We start from the raw sequence: 19,640 nt of genomic DNA on the forward strand, positions 1-19,640 counted from the left end.
GGTCCGCTTTGGGCGTCCTATCGGCCGGGATCAGGGCGCTTTTGCGGCTATTCCAAAGAATGAATCATACAGGAGAGCCGCTACCCCAGCAACAATCGCCGCGTCCGCGAGGTTAAACACGTACCAATTGAAGGTATTTTGGCCGATCTGCAGGTGAAAAAGTGCGAAATCGACCACCGCGCCATAGGCGAGGCGGTCGATGGCGTTGCCGATCGCGCCTCCGATGATCATGCCGAGCGCGATCGTTGCCAGCAGGGTGCGCGAGCGCGCCATCCAGATCGCGAGTGCGACGATCGCGACCGCCTTGACTGCCATCAGCGCGAGCTGGGCGAACTGGCCGTCATTCTGCAGCCAGCCGAAGCTGATCCCGATATTCCAGGCCAGCACCAGGTCGAAGAACGGCGTCACCGCCACGCTGCCGCGATGGCCGAGGTCGAATACGTGGAGCAGGTACAGCTTGGAAGCCTGATCCACGACCAGCGTCAGGATGGCCGTGATCACCCCTGCGCGGAGCGGCGAGGTCACACCGTCACCCCCAGCGCCTTCCATTCGCGCAGCGCCTGCGCGTCGCGCGGCGACACGTCGGGATACTCCTTGTCCTCACCCACCGTCGGCAGGATCTTCCAGGAGCGCGCGCATTTGGTGCCAACCGCCTTCTCGACCACGACGGCGACGCCGGGCACGCTGTCCAGGCGGAAGGCGTCGGCCGGCGCCTCGCCCTCGCGCACCTCATAGTTCGAGGTGATGCAGACTTCCGCGAGGTCGACATCGAACAGCGTGGCCAGGACATCCCGGTCGGAAACGTAGATCGCGGGCGAGGCCTCGAGCGAGGAGCCGATGCGTTTGGCGGCGCGCTCGATCTCCAGCGCACCGGTGACGACGCGGCGGACGTCGCGGATCACCTCCCATTTCGAGGCGAGCCGCTCGTCGCGGAATTTCTCAAATCCTTCCGGAAACAATTCGAGGTGCACCGACGGAAGCGAGGCGGGCCTGTAGAGCTGCCAGGCCTCCTCGCAGGTGAAGCTCAGGATCGGCGCGAGCCATTTCAGGACCGCGTCGCAGATGATGTCGATCACGGTCAGCGCCGCCTTGCGCGCGATCGAGGAGGGCGGGTCGCAGTACAGCGTGTCCTTGCGGATGTCGAAATAGAACGCCGACAGCTCGGTGTTCATGAAGGCGGAGAGGCTCGCCACCACGGTCTTGTAGTCGAACTCGGCATAGGCGCGGCGGACGATGGCGGCCTGTTCGGCCAGCTCGTGCAGCATCAATCGCTCGAGCTCCGGCATCTCGGCATGCGCGATCGTGTCGTCCGCCTTGAAGTGATGCAGCGTGCCGAGCATCCAGCGGATCGAGTTGCGCAGCTTGCGGTAGGTCTCGACCGTGTTCTTGAGGATTTCCGGCCCGATGCGCTGGTCGTCGGTGTAGTCGCAAGCTGCGACCCACAGGCGCAGGATGTCGGCGCCGGACTGCTTGATGACCGCCTGCGGCTCGATCGTGTTGCCGAGCGACTTCGACATCTTGCGGCCGTGCTCGTCCTGCGTGAAGCCGTGGGTCAGCACGATGTCGTAAGGCGCGCGTCCGCGCGTGCCGCAGCTCTCGAGCAGCGAGGAATGAAACCAGCCGCGGTGCTGGTCCGATCCTTCCAGATACATCACGGTGTCGGCGCCGCCGTCGATCTCGCGCCGGATGCCGGCCAGCCCCGGGAAATGCACGGGATCTTCCAGCACGAAGGCATGCGTCGAGCCGGAATCGAACCAGACGTCGAGGATGTCGTCGACCTTCTTCCAATCCTCACTGGCGCGCGAGGCGAGGAAACGCGCGCGCGCGCCTTCGGCATACCAGGCGTCGGCGCCCTCCTGCTCGAAGGCGTCCGCGATGCGCTTGTTGACTGCCTCGTCCTTGAGGATTTCCGCGGAGCCGTCGCCCTTCTCGCGCACGAACACGGCGATCGGCACGCCCCAGGCGCGCTGGCGCGAGATCACCCAGTCGGGCCGCGCCTCGATCATGCCGGTGATGCGGTTCTGCCCCGAAGGCGGCACCCATTGCGTCACGGCAATCGCGTGCAGCGCGCGGGCGCGCAGCGTGTCGCCACTCTTCGTCTTGCCGTGGTCCGCGATGTCCTTGTCCATCGCGATGAACCATTGCGGCGTGTTGCGGAAGATCACGGGCTTCTTGGAGCGCCAGGAGTGCGGATATTGATGCTTGAGCCGGCCGCGCGCCAGCAGCATGCCGGCGTCGACCAGCGCCTTGATCACGGCCTCGTTGGCATCGCCCTTTTCGCCCTTGTCGTTGATCACGCGCTTTCCGGTGAAGCCCGGCGCATGATCGGTGAAGGCGCCGTTCTCGTCGACGGTGTAGGGGATGGCGGTCGAGATGCCGCGCGCTTCCAGCTCGCGCGCATTGGCCATCCAGACGTCGAAGTCCTCGCGGCCGTGGCCGGGTGCGGTGTGCACGAAGCCGGTGCCGGTGTCTTCAGTGACATGGTCGCCGGCCAGCAGCGGCACCGTGAACTGATAGCCGCCGCCAACCCCTTTGAGCGGATGCGCGCACTCGACCGCATCCAGCGTGTCGGCCGGGATATCGCGCACCTTCTCGTAGGCCGTAACGCGCGCCTGCTTGAACACGCTGTCGGCGAGCGCGTCGGCCAGGATCAGGAGATCGCCCGATTTCGCCCAGTTGTCGGCGGGCGCATCGGTGACCTTGTAAAGGCCGTAGGCGATCTTCGGCGAGAAGGAGATCGCGCGGTTGCCGGGCAGCGTCCACGGCGTGGTGGTCCAGATCACCACGGAAGCCTGCGCCAGCGCGCCATGCGCCGGCGAGGTGACGGGGAACTTCACCCACACGGTGTCGGAGGTGTAGTCCTCGTATTCGACCTCGGCTTCCGCGAGCGCGGTCTTCTCGACCACGCTCCACATCACCGGCTTGGAGCCGCGATAGAGCGTGCCGTTGGCGGCGAACTTCATCAATTCGCGCGCGATCTGCGCTTCCGCGGGGTAGCTCATGGTGGCGTAGGGATGATCCCAGTCGCCGATCACGCCCAGCCGCTTGAATTCCTCGCGCTGCACGTTGAGCCAGTGCGTCGCATAGGCGCGGCATTCGCGGCGGAACGCCACCATCGCGGTGGAGTCGCGGAAATCGGGCTTCTGCTTGCCCTTGGAGCGATAGTTCTCTTCCTCGACCTTCCATTCAATCGGCAGGCCGTGGCAGTCCCAGCCCGGCACGTAGTTGGAATCGAAGCCCAGCATCTGCTGGCTCTTGGTCACGAGATCCTTCAGGATCTTGTTCAGGGCCGTGCCGATGTGGATGTTGCCGTTGGCATAGGGCGGGCCGTCATGCAGGACAAATTTGGTGCGGCCCTTGGCCTTTTCGCGCAGCCGGCGATAGAGGTCGATGTCGTTCCAGCGCTTGAGGATTTCCGGTTCGCGCTGCGGCAGGCCGGCGCGCATCGGAAACTCCGTCTGCGGCAGGAACAGGGTCTTGGAATAGTCGTTGGCTTCGGATTTCTGGGGCTTGTCGGACATGGGACTCTGGCGTGGCTCGGAAAGGGGCGCGAAAGGGCGATCAATCGCGAAAAAGGGCTGACAATCCCGGTCTTGCGCCAAGCCCTTTGCAAGGCTCAGGCGGAAGCCGGGCCGCTAATCCCTATGATGCGCCGCGCAAACATGGGCTCTCCATAGCAGGGGGAACGCAAATCGCAAAGCCCGCCGGCCGGCCTGCACGGCAAATCAGCCGATCTCGCCCAGTTTCGGGAACGCATCGGGGGCTGCCAAAAGCTGGGCACGGGCCTTTGCGCTGTCGTCGTCCATCTGGCGCACCAGCGCATCGACGCCGCCGAACTTCAACTCCTCGCGGATGAAGCCGATGAAGGCGACGTCGAGCGTTTCGCCATAGAGGTCGCCCTTGAAGTCGAACAGGAAGACCTCGAGCAGCGGCGCGCCATTGTCGAAGGTCGGCCGGCGGCCGAAGCTCGCGACGCCATCGATCCACGCGCGCGACTTGCCGTCGCCGCGACCGACCCGCACCGCATAGATGCCGTGCTTCAGCCCGCAATTGCCGTCGAGGCGGATGTTGGCCGTGGGATAGCCGAGGTCGCGGCCGCGCTTCTCGCCATGGATCACCTCGCCGGACACGAACCAGGGCCCGCCGAGCATTCGCGTCGCCTCGCCGATTTCGCCCTCGGCAAGCGCCATGCGGATCGCGCTGGAAGAGACCGGCCGCTCGTCGATATCGACATGGGGCTGCACATCGACCTCGATGCCGAGCCGCGGCGCCTCGCTGACGAGCAGGCTTGGCGAGCCAACCCGGCCCTTGCCGAAATGGAAATCGTAACCGACGGCGATGCCGGACACGCCGAGCCGCTCGATCAGGTCGTGGTAAATGAAATCCTGCGCGCTGGTGCCGGCGCGACCCTTGTCGAAGGTCATGACCACAGCGCCGGCGAGGCCGGTGCCGGCGAGCAGCCGCAGCTTGGCGCGTTCGTCGGTGAGCCGGAACTGGGGGGTATTGGGGCTGAAAAACCGCCGCGGATGCGGCTCGAAGGTCAGCGCCAGCGCCGGCCGGCCATGCGTCCGTCCCATTTCCATGGCGGCAGCGATTACCGCCCGATGCCCGAGATGAACGCCGTCGAAATTGCCCATGGCCACCACCGCGCCGCGGGGGATCGCGGTCTTCGGGGTATTGTCGCGGATGATGGTGAAAGCGGGCATGTTCTGGTCTTCGGACGTGGTCTGGAGGGATCGGAACCGGACGGCGGGCGACCGTGACGCGACGCGGCGGGGCAAGTCAAGCGTGGGGAAATCGATGATTTTGGCCGTGTTTTTACGGTTTCGCGCCCTGACCGGTTAACGCGCTGTTTAAGGGCTGATGCTACTGCTTGCCTCCGGATTGCGGGGCACGAAGGGCTTCGCAGGCCGCCCGTGCCAGTGAGGCGCTAGCTATCGTTTTTGGGGGGAGTCAAGAAATGGCGGTTGATTTGTCGATGCCGGTCCTGGTGGTGGACGACTACAGCACCATGATCCGCATCATCAGAAATCTTCTGAAACAGCTTGGCTTCGAGAACATCGATGACGCTAACGACGGCTCGGCGGCGCTGAACAAGATGCGCGGCAAGAAATACGGCCTGGTGATCTCCGACTGGAACATGGAGCCGATGACCGGCTACGACCTGCTCAAGGAAGTGCGGGCCGATCCCAACCTCGCCACCACGCCCTTCATCATGATCACGGCGGAGTCCAAGACCGAGAACGTGATCGCGGCAAAGAAGGCCGGCGTGAACAACTACATCGTCAAGCCGTTCAACGCGGCGACGCTCAAGAGCAAGATCGAGGCGGTTTTCCCCGACATGGCGAGCGCGTAAGGCGCAGCCAACAGTCGAGATCTCCACGCCTACCAGCGCAGCTCACGGATCAGCGCCTTCGGCGGATGGCCGAACAGCTCCTTCACGGAAGCGGGATCGAGCTGATCGATCCCTTCGAATTCCTCCGAGTGGATGCCGCGCGTCACGAACAGGCAGTCGATTCCGAAACCATGGGCGCCGGCAAGGTCGGTGCGCACGGAATCGCCGATCGCGAGCACGCGCTTGAGGTCGACCGCGCGGCCCCGGCGCCTCGCGGCCAGCACCATGGCTTCCTCGTAGATCGGCCGGTGCGGTTTGCCGTAGAAGATTACCGGTCCGCCAAGTTCGCGATAGAGCTCGGCAATCGCGCCCGCGCAGTAGATCAGGCGGTCGCCGCGTTCCACCACGATGTCGGGATTGGCGCAGATCAGCGTGAGATTTCGCTCGTGCGCCTGCATCATCATGCCGCGATAGTCTTCCGCCGACTCGGTCTCGTCGCCGTAGAGGCCGGTGCAGACGATGTAGTCGGCCTCCGGCAGCGGCGCGAGCACCGGATCGAGGCCGCGATAGATCGAGCTGTCGCGTTCGGGGCCGAGCCAGAACAACTTGCGGCCCGGATGCTCGGCCACATAATGGCGTGTCAGATCGCCTGATGAGACGATGGCGTCGTAGGTGTCGTCGGCGACGCCGAGCTTCTGCAATTGCCGCTGCACGGAATCCGCCGGTCGCGGCGCATTGGTGATGAGGATCACCGTGCCGCCGCGGCTGCGGAAAGTATGCAGCGCCTCGCAGGCCTCGGGGAAGGATTCGAGCCCGTTGTGGACCACGCCCCAGATGTCGGACAACACGACATCGACGCCCTCTACCAGCTCGCGCAGCCGCTCGATAAAATGCAACGCCGTCATGGAACAGTCGGCCGCTTAGCCGGGGCCGGCGAGGCGGCGGGCCAGCGCGGCATTGCCGCTCGCCCGTGCCGCGACCTCGATGGCCTGGGGTTCGGCTGTGGCGCTCTTGGCGCCGGTTTCCGCAGGCTCCTGCGTCGGGCCGCCGTTGCCCGGAGCCGCGCCCTCGGGGCGCAGCGGCCGCGGCGGCGCAAACAGAAAGCCCTGACCAAACCGCACGTCATAGTCGAGCAGGTCGACCACCGCGCGCTCGCCCTCGATGCGTTCCGCGATCAGGTCGATGCCGAAGCGGCCGAGCAGGTCGGAGAGGTCGGATGGATGGATGTCGGACGCCGAAACCTGTCTCGGATCGAGCAGCAGCGCTGCCGGCACCTTGATATAGCGCACGCCGCGGTCGGCGAGCTCGCGCGGCTCGAACCTCAGATCGGTGACATGGTCGATCGAGAAGCGGTAGCCGCGCTGGGCGAGCGCAGCGAGATGTTCCGATTCGGTGGGCCCAAGATTGCGGAAGGTGGCCTGCTTGAATTCCAGCACGAAGGAGGGCGCCAGCGCGCGGTTGGCCTCGAGGAAATCCAGGCATTGCGAGAAGGTCGTGCTGTTGCCCAGCGTTGCTGCGGCGACGTTGCAGAACACGCCGACGTCCTTGTTGCGCACCATCAGCCGGCGCAGCACCTGCACGCAGCGCAGCATCACCATGTGGTCGATGCGCCCGATCAGGCCCGCGGCCTCCGCCGTGCCGATGAATTCCTCGGCCGAAATCACCTGGTCGCGTTCGTCGCGCAGCCGGGTCACCGCCTCGTAGAAGCGGACCTTGCGTTGCGGCAGCGTCACCATCGGCTGCAGGTAGATGTCGATGCGGCTCTCCTCGACGGCGCTGCGCACCGAGGCGAGGAACTGGCTGTTGCGGCCGGCCGGTTCGGCCACAACCGCCTTGGGCGCCGGCGCGCTCGCGGCCTTGCTGGCGGCGGGGGCCGCCATCGCCGGTTCGCCCTCCGGTTTCGCGGCTGTCAGCTCGGCCTGCGAGAGGTTGCCGGCCGTCGTCGTCAGCATCTCCTCATGGGCGGCGACCGAAGCGGCAAGTTGCTTGACCAGCCCCCCGAGCTCGTTGATCTCGCCCGCCACCGCCTGGATGCGGTCGGTGCCAGCCGAATTGGCCGAGGCCACCCGTCCCTCGAGCGCGGCGAGGCGCCGGCCGAATTCGGCCATCTGGCGGGCCAGGTCGGCGGTGCCGCGGGAGAGGTCCGCGATCTGGGTGCCGACATCGGTGCGGTCACGCAGCCGCATCGACACGACATTATAGAGGATCAGGAAGGTCAGCGCGGTCAGCGCCACGATAGCGGATTCCGGGCCGCTGATCCCGGCTACCGAATAGAGGATCAGGCCAAGCGACGCCGCCACCAGCACCATGCAGATTGCGATGAAGATCGTGGAAATACGGATCATGATCGGCGACGCTCCCCCAGAGCGGCCGCGATCCTAGCACTAATGTTGATTCGCATGACCAGTCTTTCTTTTGCACGCTCGTGGAGCGGACCGGAACCGGCGGGCTCGCGGCGTCCGTCGCCGTCTCACGCGGCCTGGGCTCGCGCAGTCCGGGCGTCGGGCAGGGTGTGACGCTCGATCTCCGAGTTGAGCTCCGCCCCGAACAGCAAGATGATGGCCGACATCCACATCCACATCATCAGGCCGATGGCGGCGCCGAGGGATCCGTAGGTCGCGTCGTAGTCGCCGAAATTCGACAGGTACCAGGACAACAGCGCTGACCCGCCGATCCAGAGCAGGGCCGCGCTCACCGCGCCGACGCTCAGCCATTGCCGTCGGGTGGGCTTGCGGCTCGGTCCGAACCGGTACAGCAGCCCAAGCCCGACCAGGAGGACGATGAACAGAAGCGGCCAGCGGCCCAGGCTGACGATCAGCTGGCTCTCGGGCTCGAGCCCAAGCCGGTCGAGCAGCAGCGGGAAGGCGATCACCGCGCTCACCATCAACAGCATCGCGACGATGGCGCCGATCGTGAAGGCGAGCGACACCAGGTTCAATCGGATGAAGCTGCGTTGTTCGCGTGCCTCATAGGCCACGTTGATGGCGTCGATGATGGCCTTCACGCCGGCATTGGCGCTCCAGATCGCGAACATCAGGCCGAACAGGAAGGTGATGCCGAGCGAGGCGCTGCCCTTCGCAAGCACGCGGGCGACCTGATCCTGCACGATCGCGAACGAGCCTTCCGGCAGCATCAGCGCCAGCGTGTGCAGATTGTCTGAGATCGTCGAGGGATCGGCAAACAGTGCATAGGAGGAGACGAGCGCAGTGACGGCGGGAAAGATCGCGAGCAGGCCGTAGAAGACGACACCGGCCGCGGTCGCCAGCAGGCGGTCTCCGCTCATCCGTTCAAGGCTTCGTTGAAGGATATCCTTCCAGACCGGCCAGGAAATCCGCCGGAGGCGCGTGGCGACGACCGGATGGTTGCCGGGCTCAGCGGCCGGGATATTGGTTCCGCTGCTAGCGGCAGGCAAGGCGGCGACGGACGCCGCCGGGGCACGAAAATAGCGCTGCAGGCTCAGGATCAGGATGGCGGTTGTGGCGACCAGAAGCAGGTCGCCTGCCGGCCCGGATCGCGGGGCCGCCATCACCGGTCGATCCGCGGCGGTCGCCGTCGCATCATCAGGAGGCCGACCAGCGTTGCCGCGGCGATCACGGGCACCGCCAGGGTGCCGCGGCCGCGCGCGGCCCTGCGCCGGCGCGTTTCCGGACTGAGCGGTGGCGAGGGTGTCACCGGGATGCCGGACGCCGTATCACGCGACGCGTCCTCGGATCGAAGTGGATTCGCCGTGACCGCGGCGGCAAGGCGTGTCGCCAGTGTCGCAACGCGCCGTCGCGGCCGTCTCAGGCTGACCAGCGCGAAGGCGGCGCAGAGCGCGGCAAGCAACAGCAACGATCCGCCGACCGCGCCGAATGCCCAGAACATTCCGTAGGTGATCTCGACCCACCGGAACAGCGCCGTCGCGCCGACAAAAAAGGCGGCAATGGCAAAGCTTGCCGCCACGACCAGCAACCCGGCTGCGACAGCATATCCGGTCAGCGCCGACGTCGCCTGGTCTGTTCGATCCTGCAGGTAGGCGCGAGCCGCCCGCCTGATCTGATTGAGCTTGAGCGAGAGCCCGACCCGCAACAGATCGCCCGGTGGCGCCAGCATGCCGGATTTCCTCCACCACGGATGCGGCATGCATCCGCGGTGGATGAACGTGGCGTGGTTTGGAATGTTCCGCGCGGCTTACGCGACCGCGCGGATCACCTTGCCGACCTTGTCGACGATCTCGCCGATCTGGTCTTCGCTGACGATCAGCGGCGGGGTCAGCGCCAGCGTATCGCCGGCGATCCGCACCATCAGGTCGTGGTCGTGGAAGCCCGAGACCATCGCGTCATAGCCGCGCTTGCCGACAAGATCCGGGCCGCGCGGCGCGAGGTCGATGCCGGCGGTCAGCCCGATGGTGCGGATGTCGACCACGTTGGGCTGGCCCTTCAGCGTCATCACCGCGTCGGCGAATTTCGGCTCCAGCGCCCGCGCCCGCTCGAACAGCTTTTCGTCGCGATAGATGTCCAGTGTGGCGAGCCCCGCGGCGCAGGCGAGCGGATGGGCCGAATAGGTGTAGCCGTGGGTCAGCTCGACCGCGTATTCGGGGCCGTTCATGAAGGCATCATGGATGGTGTCGCGCACGATCACGCCGCCCATGGGGGCTGCGCCATTGGTGACGCCCTTGGCGAAGGTGATCATGTCGGGCAGCACGCCATAGCGCTCCGCGGCGAAGGCATAGCCGAGCCGGCCATAGCCGGTGATGACCTCGTCGAAGATCAGGAGGATGCCGTGCTTCTGCGTGATCTCGCGCAGCCGCTTCAGGTAGCCCTTGGGCGGCGGCAGCACGCCGGTCGATCCCGCCATCGGCTCGACCATCACGGCGGCGATGGTGTTGGCGCCGTGCAGGTTGACGAGACGCTCGAGCTCGTCGGCGAAATGCGCGCCATATTCCGGCTCGCCCTTGGTGAAGGCCTGCTTCTCGCGGTCATAGGTCGTGGGCAGGTGATCGACGCCGGTCAGCAGCGCACCAAACATCTTGCGGTTGTTGACGATGCCGCCGACCGCGGTGCCGCCAAAGCCGACGCCGTGATAGCCGCGCTCGCGGCCGAGCAGGCGGATGCGCGAACCCTGACCCTTGAGCTGGTGAAAAGCGAGCGCGATCTTCAGCGCGGTGTCGGCCGCTTCCGATCCGGAATTGCAGAAGAAGACGTGATCGAGGCCATCGGGCGCGAGCTCGGCGATGCGGCTGGCCAGCTCGAAGGCCTGCGGGATGCCGTATTGGAACGGCGGCGCGTAGTCGAGCTCTGCCGCCTGCTTGGCGATCGCCTGTGCGATCTGGCTGCGGCCGTGGCCGGCATTGCAGCACCACATGCCGGCGGCGGCGTCGATGATCTTGCGGCCGTCGACGGTGATGTAATGCATGTCCTTGGAGCCGGCGAGCAGTCGCGGCTGCTTCTTGAAGGCCCGGTTCGCGGTGAACGGCATCCAGTGCGCCGCAAGGTCGTTCGGCACGTTGACGGGGTTGGGGCGAAGGCTCTTGTCTAGCATGGCGGCCTCTTCGACATCTGCTGAAAGGACTGGCTCGCGCGGAGGCTACCAGTTTCGACGCGCGACGGGAACGCACGCCCCCGCGATATTATGACCGCCCGCCCGCAATGTCGTTTTCGCCGATCCAGAACACTTCGCCCTGGGAATCCTCGGTGTCGAGCCACAGCAGCGGCAAATCGGGGCGGGCGGCGTCGAGCTGCTCGCGGCCGCGCCCGATCTCGCATAGCAACCCGCCGCCGGGCGCGAGATGGCTTGCCGCCTCGTCCAGGATGCGCCTGACGATATCAAGCCCGTCGGCGCCGCCGTCGAAGGCCAGCTTCGGCTCGGCGCGGCATTCGCGGGGCAGGCTTGCCATGCCGTCGGCATCGACATAGGGCGGGTTGGAGATGATCAGGTCGTAGCGTTTGTCGGAAAGAGGCGCGAAGAGATCGCCGCGATGCAGCATGATGCGGTCGCCAAGACCGTGATCGGCGACGTTGCGGGCGGCGACGTCGAGCGCGTCGGCGGAAATGTCGACCGCGTCGATCCGCGCATTGGGAAAATGCCGGCTCGCGAGCACCGCAAGGCAGCCCGAGCCGGTGCAGAGGTCAAGCACGCTTTCGATTTGCTCCGGGTCCTCGATCAGCGAGGCGTCCTCTCCGGAGAAATGCGAAGCCAGCAGTTCGCCGATGAAGGAGCGTGGCACGATCACGCGCTCGTCGACATAGAAGGCAAGCCCGCGCATATAGATCTTGTTGACCAGATAGGCTGCGGGCTTGCGGGTCGCGATGCGGCGCTCGACCAGGTCGAGGATGGTCTTGCCTTCGGCCGCGGTGACACGCGCGGCGGCAAAGCCCTCGAACTGGTCGGGGTGCAGATGCAGCGCCTCGCAGACCAGGAACGCCGCTTCGGCGACGGGATCGGTGGTGCCGTGGGCGAACACGAGCTTTGCCGCAACGAAGCGGCTCACCGCATAGCGGACGTAGTCGAGCAGCGTGACGAGTTCGCCGCGTCCGGGCCGGGCCACGGCGATGCCGCGGCGGGACGCGCGCGCGGCCTTGCCTTTGCTGGCGGTGGTCCCGGCGCGCCTGGCCATCAGGGCTTGGTCCAGCGCTCAGCCGCCGCATCGTCATGGGCGCGGGCTTCGACCCACTGCGCTCCCGCCGCGCTCTCCTCGCGCTTCCAGAACGGCGCACTGGTCTTCAGGTAATCCATCAGGAATTCGGCGGCCTCGAACGCGGCCTGGCGGTGCGAGGATGCGGTGACCACCAGCACGATGTTCTCGCCGGGCCGGATGCGACCGAAGCGGTGGATCACCGTGACGCCGTCGAGCGGCCAGCGCCCGATCGCCTCCTCGACATGGCGGCGGATCTCCGCTTCCGCCATTTCGGGATAATGCTCGAGCACGAGGGCAGCGATCTGGCGGCCATCGTCGCTGCCGCGGCAGATGCCGGAAAAGCTCACGACCGCGCCGATATCGGTGCGACCCTCGCTCAGCTTCGCGATTTCGCGCGCGGTGTCGAAATCGTCCTGCTGGATGCGGATGGTGAGGGGGATGGGCATCGCGAGCCGCGAGGACTACCCGCCGGTCATCGGCGGGAAGAACGCGATCTCGCGCGCGCCCGAGATCGCGGCGTCGGACCTGACATGGGCATGGTCGATAGCGGCGCGAATCACCCGCGGCGTCTCGAACGCATGGGCATAGGACTCGCCGCGCTGCGTCAGCCACGCCATCAGTTCTTCCACCGTGCGCACGCTCGCCGGCGGCTCGATGGTTTCTTCCGCCTTGCCGACGCGCTCGCGCACCCAGGCGAAATACTTCACCTTCATCCTTCGTCCTCCTTGGTGAGGTGATGGATGCCGGCGCGGAAATAGTCGTAGCCGGTATAGATCGTGAAGATCGCGGATGCCCACAGCAGCAGCAGGCCGATCTGCGTCACCACGGGAACCACCAGGTCGCCGGCCTCGCCGGCGAGCAGGAAGCCGATTGCCACCAGCTGGATCGTGGTCTTCCATTTCGCGAGCTTGGTCACGGGCACGCTGACGCGCAGCGCGGCGAGATATTCGCGCAGGCCCGATACCAGGATCTCGCGGCACAGGATCACGATGGCTGCCCACAGCGACCAGCCATGGATGATGCCGTCGGCGGCCAGCATGAGCAGGCAGGAGGCGACCAGGAGCTTGTCGGCGATCGGATCGAGCATCCGGCCGAACGCCGATTGTTGGTTCCAGATCCGCGCATAGTAGCCGTCGAGATAGTCGGTGACCCCGGCGGCGATGAAGACCGCGACCGCAACCCAGCGCAGCCACAAGGGGCCGTCCATGATCGACTGCACATAGATGCAACCGACCACGACCGGGATGGCCGCGATCCTGGCGTAGGTCAGCATATTGGGGATGGACAGCGAGCTTTTCGCCGTTCCGGGTGTCGTGGCGATGTTCATTCCGTCTTACCAATACCGCTGGCGCGCGAAGGTCAACCGTGGGGCTTACACGATCCGCTGGAAAGGGTGCAAATTGACGCGAAACCCCTTCACGCCCGCCGAAAACCGCGATCCAGGGGCCTCCGGCCGGACCGCGATTCCAGGGACCGGATCGAGCGCGCCGCCCCGTTTTATACGCCGGGCGCGGCGACTTGAATGTCCGATGTCACATCGTTGACGCATATCTCCAATTCTGTTTGGGCCGGTCGTTAATGTTAAGGGAAAGCGCCATGCACGCCCCGGATCGTCGTCCCGCGGTCTCCTCGGCCCTCAGTTACTGCGATCCCAAGGGCGCGCTGCGCTGGCTCGAGCAGGCATTCGGGCTGGAACCGTATATGGTCATCCTCGACGCCGACAGCAATCTGGCTCATTCCGAAATGCGGTTCGGCGACGGCGTCGTCATGATCGGCAGCGAATGGTCGGAAAACCACAGGAGCCCGGCGTCGCTGCAGGGTAAAAACACCCAGACCGTGCATCTGCACCTTTCACCCGAGATGGGCGAGATCGACGCGCATTGCGCGCGGGCACGCCAGGCCGGCGCCCGCATCCTGCGCGAGCCCGAAACCCAGTTCTACGGCGACCGCGTCTACTCCGCGGTCGATCCCGAGGGGCACATCTGGACCTTCGGCCAGACGGTCAAGGCGATGACGTCGGAAGAATGGGACAAGGCGTCGGGGCTGAAGACGCTCAGTCGGTTGCCATAGGCCGCACCGGTTTTGCACCGACCAGGCTGGGCGTGCTTGGACGCGCCGCCGCTTCCTTCGACCGCTTTCGTGCGCGGCTCACGATACCGTTTCTGCGTCCACCGGCAGGGTGAACTGAAACGTGGCACCGCGGGGCGCGTTTGCCGTGGCCCACAGCCTGCCACCATGGGCTTCCATGATCGAACGGCAGATCGAAAGTCCCATTCCCATGCCGCTGGATTTGGTGGTGAAGAAGGCGTTGAACAGCCGGTCAACATTCTCGGCGGCGATCCCGACGCCGCAATCCGCCACACTGACGAGCGCTTGACCTGCTTCGTCCTGGCCTGATCGGACCACCAGCTCGCGCGGCCGATCCGTCACGGATTGCATGGCTTCAATGCCATTCATCACCAGGTTGATGATCACCTGCTGCAGTTGGACCCGGTCGCCAAGCACCCTGGGTAGAGCGGGCGCCAGCTCCATTCGCAGGGATACCCGATAGCTGATCAACTCACGCCGCATCAGCGCGATGGACTCCCTGACGACGTCGTTGACGTCGAGCGGCGCCGTCTCGATATCGGTCTTGTTCGCGAGCGCCCGGACGCGCCGGATCACCTCGCTCGCGCGATTGCCTTCCTTGATAATCCAGCCCACCGCGCTGCGCGCTTCGTCCAGGTTGGGCGTGCCGCCATTGAGCCAGCTCAGGCAGGCCGTCCCGGCACTGACGACGGCGGCGAGCGGCTGGTTCACTTCATGGGCGATGGAAGCTGTCAGTTCGCCCAGCGTCGTCACGCGCGTTACGCGCGCGAGCTCCATCTGGGCATCGAGCAGGCGCTGTTCGCTGGCGCGCAGCTTCTCTTCCGCGCGCTTGCGGTCGGTCATGTCGATGACGAAGGAAACCCCTTCGTCCGGTTTCGACTCGAAAAGCGCGCGGGCGACCAGAACCGGCACACGGCTGCCATCCTTGCGAAGGTACTCCTTTTCACGCGGTTGAAGGGTTCCGGCCGCCTTCAGCTCTGTGATGGCCTGTTCGTCGGCGTCGCGCCATTCGGCCGGCGTCAGTTCTGTCCATCGCAGCCGACCCGAGACGAGATCTTCCCGGACATGTCCGACGATGTCGAGAAAAGCCTGGTTCGCATCGACGATCCGGCCATGAACATCCCAGATCACGACCCCGATGATGTTGGAGTCAACGAGGCGGCGGATCCTGGCCTCCCGCTCATGGAGATCGCTGTACAGACGGGCGTTCTCCAGCGAGATCGCCGCTTGAGATGCCAGCAATTCCAGCACCGAGATCCGGGAGGACGTGAAGACGTGCGATGCCAAATTGTTCTCGAGATAGAGCACCCCGATCAGCTTGGCCTGTTTCACCAGGGGCAGGCAGAGCACCGACCGTGCATGCTTCTGGAGGATGTACTCGTCCGCCGGGAATGGATTATGCGCCGAGGCGTCATCAAGGATCACGCTTTGCCGCGTCCGAATCACGGTGTGAAGCACGGACTCGGGAAGCTCGGCTGGTGAGGCGTCGGTCTGGCGCAGCCTGACCTCAATCTGGCCGCGGCCGGTCGTCGCTTCCGCCGCGACCCGTGGCTCGTCGCCCGGGAACAGGATGAGCAGGCCCCGCTCGGCGCCGGCATGCTCGATCGCGATCCGCAGCAGCGTCTTGATGAGCTCACCAAGGACGATCTCGCCGGACACTGCCTGGGCGGCCTTGAGCACCGTGCCGACATCCAGCCGTTCGACGGACGTTCCGATCGTGCTCGTTGGAGCGGGCGCCAGCTCGTCCTTGCGGAGCTGCGGATGGATCTCATCGAGCTGCCGCACCTTGCCATCGGCTCCCCACCGCAGGTAGCCGTACCGGGCGTTTCGCAGGTAGAGATGCGCTATTTCATCGAAGCCGCGGGACGCGTAGAAGCGCGCAGCAAGTTCGTAGGCGAGCGCCTCGTTTTGGACGAAGCCATTGACGCGGGCAGAGCGGATGCCCTGTTGATAGAGCCGCATGGCATCGAGGTCACGGCCTTCCAGCCGGGCGATCTCGGCTGCGACCAGCGCGGCGCGGTTTTCGAAGTTCTCCGGGCATTGCTCGGCCCAGATCCCGAGTTGCCGGTGATGGGCGGACAGCGCTGCGAAATGCGCGTCCCGCTGGTCGGAGGAGGTGTCACAAACCGCGGCATGCGACAAAGCGCTGTAGAAGCGAAGATCGGCGACCTGGCAAATATACCCCGACGGCGTATGCCGTTGCGCCCTCGTTGACGCCTCGATGGCCGAGGCGTAGTCGCCGGCATGAAAGTGCGCCTGCACCCTCCGCATCCAGTACAGCCAATCGGCAAGCGCCGCGTTCGGGTTTCCGGCGAGCCGGGCGTCGCCGAACTCGTCTTCGTCGAAGGAGCCGAATTTCCGCGTCAAGCCGCGCAGCGTCCGGACGAGCTCGAGGTGCGATCGGATGATCGAAACGACGTTTACCAGCTGCGCCTTCTGCGCAAAAGCGAGGCCACGCTCGATCTCGCCCTGCACCTCGCTGAGCGGCTCTCCCGATGCGAGAAGATTCTCGATCAGATACAAGCCGCCGTACAAAGCCACAAAAACCAGATCGCCGATCTTGTTCGCGACTTCGAACCCGCGCTGCAGCAGATCACGTGCGGCCCGGACATGCTGGGTATATGGGATCAGGTAATGCGCGAACAGCAAATAGGTCCGGGCCTGGAAACGCTTCAACCCGCGTCGTTCGAGCAGCTCGCATCCGACCTTGCCGAAGCGGGATCCGGCCTTGTAATCGCCGAACCGGTCACCCGCGATGAAGCCAAGCCTCACATAGATGTCGCATGAACCGTCGCTGTTACCACGCTCGAGGCTGAGGTTCGCCGCCCAGCATATGGCGAGGGCGTGAAAATTTGCTTCCATAAGCGTGAGTGCAGCCGGCGCAACCTTCGTCAAGACGTCGATCGTCGCGAGGGATGCTGGATCAGTCATCAAGGGCAGCTCAAGCATATCCTCGATCGAGCGGCTGCCGAGCTGCGACCAGATCCGATCGTATTCACGTCGCACATCCCCGTCTGTCGGGTGCGGCGACCATTCGATACCCAGATGCCGGAGATAATCGAGCCCGACGGCAATGGCGCGGCTGCTCTGAGCGAGAGTCGTGTACAGATCAATGTGCAGGCAGGCGACCGCAGCGCGTTCCACCGTATTTGCGGCGTGGGTGGAAAGCCCTTTCAACCGCTCTTCCGCGGCGGCCATCGCGCCGGTGACAAACTCGCATTCGGCCCGGAGCAGCTCCAGCTCGAAGGCCAACTTGTGGCGGCGCTCCCAGGCGTCTTCCGGCAGCAGCGTCGCGCCGGTGACCAGATATGTCAGCGCCGAGGCGTAGGCGGTAGACGCCTTGGCGCGCTTGCCCGCGAGCAGATTGAACTGGGCCAGCTGCTCGCGCTCGTCTCCGGAGGTGATCAACGACACGCCGCGGTCGAGCTGACTAACGATGTCGAAGATTGCCTCCTCCCGCTTCTCGGGAGGGATGTGTGCCGCGAGCCGCCTCCCGATCTGAAGGTGCGCCTCGCCGCGCAGTTGCTCCGGGATCAACGAATAGGCCGCTTCCTGAACGCGATCGTGGGCGAACCGGTAGGCGCCCCCCAGGCGCTCGACCAATTCCTGTTGCACGGCCGGCCACAGCGCCGCGTCAACCCCTTCCTGCGACCTGTCGAGGACGATCGAGAGCCTCGCGATCTCGGCGCTGTTTCCGAGGCAGGCCAGGAGCCGCAACGCATTCTGCGTGTCCGCCGGCAGGCGGGTGAGCTTCCCGACCATCAGGCCCACGACGTTGTCGGTGTAACCCTTGGCGTGAATGCGGTCGAGATCCCACGACCAGCGCGCGGCACCGTGGTCGAAGACCAGCATTCCCTCTTCGGCGAGCGAAGAGGCGAACTGAATGGCGAAGAACGGATTTCCGCCCGTCTTCTCGCGCACCAGTTGCGCGAGCGACGCCGCGCGCTCCGGCTCGCAGCGAAGCGCATCCGCGATCAGCTGCCCGAGATGCTCCTGGGCGAGCGGCGCCAGCGTGATCTCCGCCACCTTGGCGCCGGCGTTCTTCACGGCATCGAGCCTTTGCCTCAGCGGATGGAGGGCATCGACTTCGTTGTTGCGATATGCGCCGATCAGCATGAAGTGCTGCAGATCCGACCGGGTCAGGAGATCCTCGATCAGGTCGAGCGTCGCCGCGTCGAGCCATTGAAGATCGTCGAGGAAGAGCGCCAGCGGATGTTCCGGCCGGGCGAAAACGCCGATGAACCGCCGAAACACCAGCTGGAAACGTCGCTGCGCGTCCTGCGGCGGAAGCTCAGGGACGGGCGGCTGGTCACCGATGATGAGCTTCAGCTCAGGGACGAGGTCGACCATGAGCCGGCCATTGGGACCCAGGGCCTCCAGAAGTGTTTCGCGCCACCTCGCCAACCTGGCCTCGCTCTTGCCGAGAAGGGGCCGCACCAGGCTCTGAAACGCCTGGACCAGTGTCGAATACGGGATGTCGCGCTTGTATTGGTCGAACTTGCCCGCGGCGAACAGGCCGCGCGGCGGCACCAGCGCCTTGTGCAGCTCGTGGACGACGGCGGACTTGCCGATGCCGGAATATCCGGACACGAGCACAAGCTCGGTGGCGCCGCTCGCCACCACCCGGTCGAAGGAAGCGAGCAACGCGGCGATCTCGCGCTCACGGCCGTAGAGCTTCTCCGGGATCAGCAGCCGGTCCGAGTGGTCGCGCAAGCCGGGCGGAAATGGCTTGATGCGGCCGCTGGCCTCCCACTCCGTCAGACAGCGCCGCAGATCGGCCTCGACGCCGGCAGCGGTTTGATAGCGTTCCTCGGCGGTCTTGGCGAGCAGCTTGGTCACGATCGCCGAGAGCGGGTCCGGTATGCCCGCGACGCGCTCATTGGGCGGCACCGGTTGCCGCGCGACATGGCAGTGCACCCACTCCATCGGATCGGCGGCGGTGAAAGGAAGTTGCCCCGTCAGCATTTCGTAGAGGGTGACACCCAGAGCATAGAGATCGCTCCGGTAGTCCACGGAGCGGTTCATCCTGCCGGTCTGTTCCGGCGCCATGTAGGCGAGCGTTCCCGCGATCACCTCCGGCGGGGCAGGGGCCTGGCGCTCGCGCGGCAGACGCGAGGCAATGCCGAATCCCGTCAGCCACACGCCGCCGCCTGTCGCGTCCATGAGGATATTTGCCGGCTTGATGTCTTTATGGATCACGCCGCGCTCATGCATTCGGCGGAGCGCTCCCGCGAGCGGGATCGCGATGCGCAGGAATTGCAAGCACTCGAGGGGGCGGCCAAGCAGTCGATCGAGCGTCACACCGCCGGGATCCTCAAGCACCAGCGTCAAGCGGTCGTCGTAGCGCGTCAGCGCGACCGGCCGCGCCGCCCAGTCCGCGTCGAGTTCGCGCTTGAGCGCGTATTCGTGTTCAAGTCGCTCAACGCAACCGGGAGACGTTTCTTCCGTGGCAACAAGCAGGATCGGGGGCAAGCCGTTGCCGCAGCCCCGGTAGAGAGCGATGTCTCCCTCCCGCAGCGGCGAAAATACGTAGCTGGAGAGTTCCTTCACGAGGGCCTCCCGCCAGGAGGACTGCTTTCGTATATCGATTAGGTTACGTTT

Annotated in this window: 15 protein-coding genes; 2 read left to right on the plus strand and 13 right to left on the minus strand. The window is 65.5% G+C overall.

Annotated elements, in window-relative coordinates; all coding sequences use genetic code 11:
* Positions 1 to 30 precede the first annotated feature (30 nt).
* The 3 genes from lspA to QOU61_RS07340 form a co-directional block, all read right to left on the minus strand.
* Positions 31 to 549, minus strand: a complete 519-nt coding sequence (gene lspA, locus QOU61_RS07330; protein WP_289657449.1) for a signal peptidase II — start codon at positions 547 to 549, stop codon at positions 31 to 33.
* The gene (ileS, locus tag QOU61_RS07335; RefSeq protein WP_289657450.1) at positions 522 to 3,521 is read right to left on the minus strand and encodes an isoleucine--tRNA ligase; all 3,000 of its coding nucleotides are present in this window, start codon (positions 3,519 to 3,521) and stop codon (positions 522 to 524) included. The genes lspA and ileS overlap by 28 nt, the downstream gene beginning before the upstream one ends.
* Before the next feature lie 204 nt (positions 3,522 to 3,725).
* A complete protein-coding gene (locus QOU61_RS07340) occupies positions 3,726 to 4,706 on the minus strand; it encodes a bifunctional riboflavin kinase/FAD synthetase (RefSeq protein ID WP_289657451.1) in 981 nt (326 codons plus the stop codon).
* A 254-nt stretch (positions 4,707 to 4,960) separates the two neighbouring features.
* Here QOU61_RS07340 and QOU61_RS07345 point away from each other — a divergent pair, with 254 nt between their 5' ends.
* A complete protein-coding gene (locus QOU61_RS07345; protein ID WP_289657452.1) occupies positions 4,961 to 5,356 on the plus strand; it encodes a response regulator in 396 nt (131 codons plus the stop codon).
* Positions 5,357 to 5,385: 29 nt separating this feature from the next.
* Here QOU61_RS07345 and QOU61_RS07350 read toward each other — a convergent pair whose 3' ends face one another.
* The 9 genes from QOU61_RS07350 to pgsA form a co-directional block, all read right to left on the minus strand.
* Positions 5,386 to 6,240 (minus strand): TIGR01459 family HAD-type hydrolase, encoded by an 855-nt coding sequence (locus QOU61_RS07350; RefSeq protein ID WP_289657453.1) that lies wholly within the window; start codon positions 6,238 to 6,240, stop codon positions 5,386 to 5,388.
* Between the two features lie 15 nt (positions 6,241 to 6,255).
* Positions 6,256 to 7,680, minus strand: coding sequence for an EAL domain-containing protein (locus QOU61_RS07355; RefSeq protein ID WP_289657454.1), 1,425 nt, complete (start codon positions 7,678 to 7,680; stop codon positions 6,256 to 6,258).
* Between the two features lie 125 nt (positions 7,681 to 7,805).
* A complete protein-coding gene (locus QOU61_RS07360) occupies positions 7,806 to 8,861 on the minus strand; it encodes a YihY/virulence factor BrkB family protein (protein WP_289657455.1) in 1,056 nt (351 codons plus the stop codon).
* Positions 8,861 to 9,427: a phage holin family protein gene (locus QOU61_RS07365; RefSeq protein WP_289657456.1), complete on the minus strand. Its 567-nt coding sequence runs from the start codon at positions 9,425 to 9,427 to the stop codon at positions 8,861 to 8,863. Before QOU61_RS07365 ends, QOU61_RS07360 begins: the two co-directional genes overlap by 1 nt.
* A gap of 78 nt (positions 9,428 to 9,505) precedes the next feature.
* Positions 9,506 to 10,855 (minus strand): omega-aminotransferase AptA, encoded by a 1,350-nt coding sequence (gene aptA / locus QOU61_RS07370; RefSeq protein ID WP_289657457.1) that lies wholly within the window; start codon positions 10,853 to 10,855, stop codon positions 9,506 to 9,508.
* Positions 10,856 to 10,943: 88 nt separating this feature from the next.
* Positions 10,944 to 11,930 (minus strand): 50S ribosomal protein L3 N(5)-glutamine methyltransferase, encoded by a 987-nt coding sequence (gene prmB, locus QOU61_RS07375; protein WP_289657458.1) that lies wholly within the window; start codon positions 11,928 to 11,930, stop codon positions 10,944 to 10,946.
* Positions 11,930 to 12,397 (minus strand): molybdenum cofactor biosynthesis protein MoaE, encoded by a 468-nt coding sequence (locus tag QOU61_RS07380; RefSeq protein WP_289657459.1) that lies wholly within the window; start codon positions 12,395 to 12,397, stop codon positions 11,930 to 11,932. Before QOU61_RS07380 ends, prmB begins: the two co-directional genes overlap by 1 nt.
* 15 nt (positions 12,398 to 12,412) lie before the next feature.
* The gene (gene moaD / locus QOU61_RS07385) at positions 12,413 to 12,664 is read right to left on the minus strand and encodes a molybdopterin converting factor subunit 1 (protein ID WP_289657460.1); all 252 of its coding nucleotides are present in this window, start codon (positions 12,662 to 12,664) and stop codon (positions 12,413 to 12,415) included.
* Complete coding sequence (gene pgsA / locus QOU61_RS07390; protein WP_289657461.1) at positions 12,661 to 13,278, minus strand: CDP-diacylglycerol--glycerol-3-phosphate 3-phosphatidyltransferase; 618 nt, start codon at positions 13,276 to 13,278, stop codon at positions 12,661 to 12,663. Before pgsA ends, moaD begins: the two co-directional genes overlap by 4 nt.
* Positions 13,279 to 13,547: 269 nt before the next feature.
* Between pgsA and QOU61_RS07395 the strand changes: the two genes are divergently transcribed.
* The gene (locus tag QOU61_RS07395; protein ID WP_289657462.1) at positions 13,548 to 14,021 is read left to right on the plus strand and encodes a VOC family protein; all 474 of its coding nucleotides are present in this window, start codon (positions 13,548 to 13,550) and stop codon (positions 14,019 to 14,021) included.
* Between the two features lie 78 nt (positions 14,022 to 14,099).
* On the opposite strand, the gene QOU61_RS07400 is transcribed toward QOU61_RS07395, so the two are convergent.
* Positions 14,100 to 19,556, minus strand: coding sequence for a trifunctional serine/threonine-protein kinase/ATP-binding protein/sensor histidine kinase (locus tag QOU61_RS07400; protein WP_289661340.1), 5,457 nt, complete (start codon positions 19,554 to 19,556; stop codon positions 14,100 to 14,102).
* Positions 19,557 to 19,640 lie beyond the last annotated feature (84 nt).

The sequence above is a fragment of the Bradyrhizobium sp. NP1 genome (genome assembly GCF_030378205.1).
GTDB lineage: Bacteria > Pseudomonadota > Alphaproteobacteria > Rhizobiales > Xanthobacteraceae > Bradyrhizobium.

Excerpts from the sequence above, each read along its gene's own strand:
- lspA (WP_289657449.1), bottom strand. The coding sequence starts at position 549 with ATGGAAGGCGCTGGGGGTGACGGTGTGACCTCGCCGCTCCGCGCAGGG.
- pgsA (WP_289657461.1), bottom strand. The coding sequence starts at position 13,278 with ATGAACATCGCCACGACACCCGGAACGGCGAAAAGCTCGCTGTCCATC.
- QOU61_RS07340 (WP_289657451.1), bottom strand. The coding sequence starts at position 4,706 with ATGCCCGCTTTCACCATCATCCGCGACAATACCCCGAAGACCGCGATC.
- QOU61_RS07360 (WP_289657455.1), bottom strand. The coding sequence starts at position 8,861 with ATGGCGGCCCCGCGATCCGGGCCGGCAGGCGACCTGCTTCTGGTCGCC.
- QOU61_RS07355 (WP_289657454.1), bottom strand. The coding sequence starts at position 7,680 with ATGATCCGTATTTCCACGATCTTCATCGCAATCTGCATGGTGCTGGTG.
- QOU61_RS07365 (WP_289657456.1), bottom strand. The coding sequence starts at position 9,427 with ATGCTGGCGCCACCGGGCGATCTGTTGCGGGTCGGGCTCTCGCTCAAG.
- prmB (WP_289657458.1), bottom strand. The coding sequence starts at position 11,930 with ATGGCCAGGCGCGCCGGGACCACCGCCAGCAAAGGCAAGGCCGCGCGC.
- QOU61_RS07395 (WP_289657462.1), top strand. The coding sequence starts at position 13,548 with ATGCACGCCCCGGATCGTCGTCCCGCGGTCTCCTCGGCCCTCAGTTAC.
- QOU61_RS07345 (WP_289657452.1), top strand. The coding sequence starts at position 4,961 with ATGGCGGTTGATTTGTCGATGCCGGTCCTGGTGGTGGACGACTACAGC.
- QOU61_RS07380 (WP_289657459.1), bottom strand. The coding sequence starts at position 12,397 with ATGCCCATCCCCCTCACCATCCGCATCCAGCAGGACGATTTCGACACC.
- moaD (WP_289657460.1), bottom strand. The coding sequence starts at position 12,664 with ATGAAGGTGAAGTATTTCGCCTGGGTGCGCGAGCGCGTCGGCAAGGCG.
- aptA (WP_289657457.1), bottom strand. The coding sequence starts at position 10,855 with ATGCTAGACAAGAGCCTTCGCCCCAACCCCGTCAACGTGCCGAACGAC.
- ileS (WP_289657450.1), bottom strand. The coding sequence starts at position 3,521 with ATGTCCGACAAGCCCCAGAAATCCGAAGCCAACGACTATTCCAAGACC.
- QOU61_RS07350 (WP_289657453.1), bottom strand. The coding sequence starts at position 6,240 with ATGACGGCGTTGCATTTTATCGAGCGGCTGCGCGAGCTGGTAGAGGGC.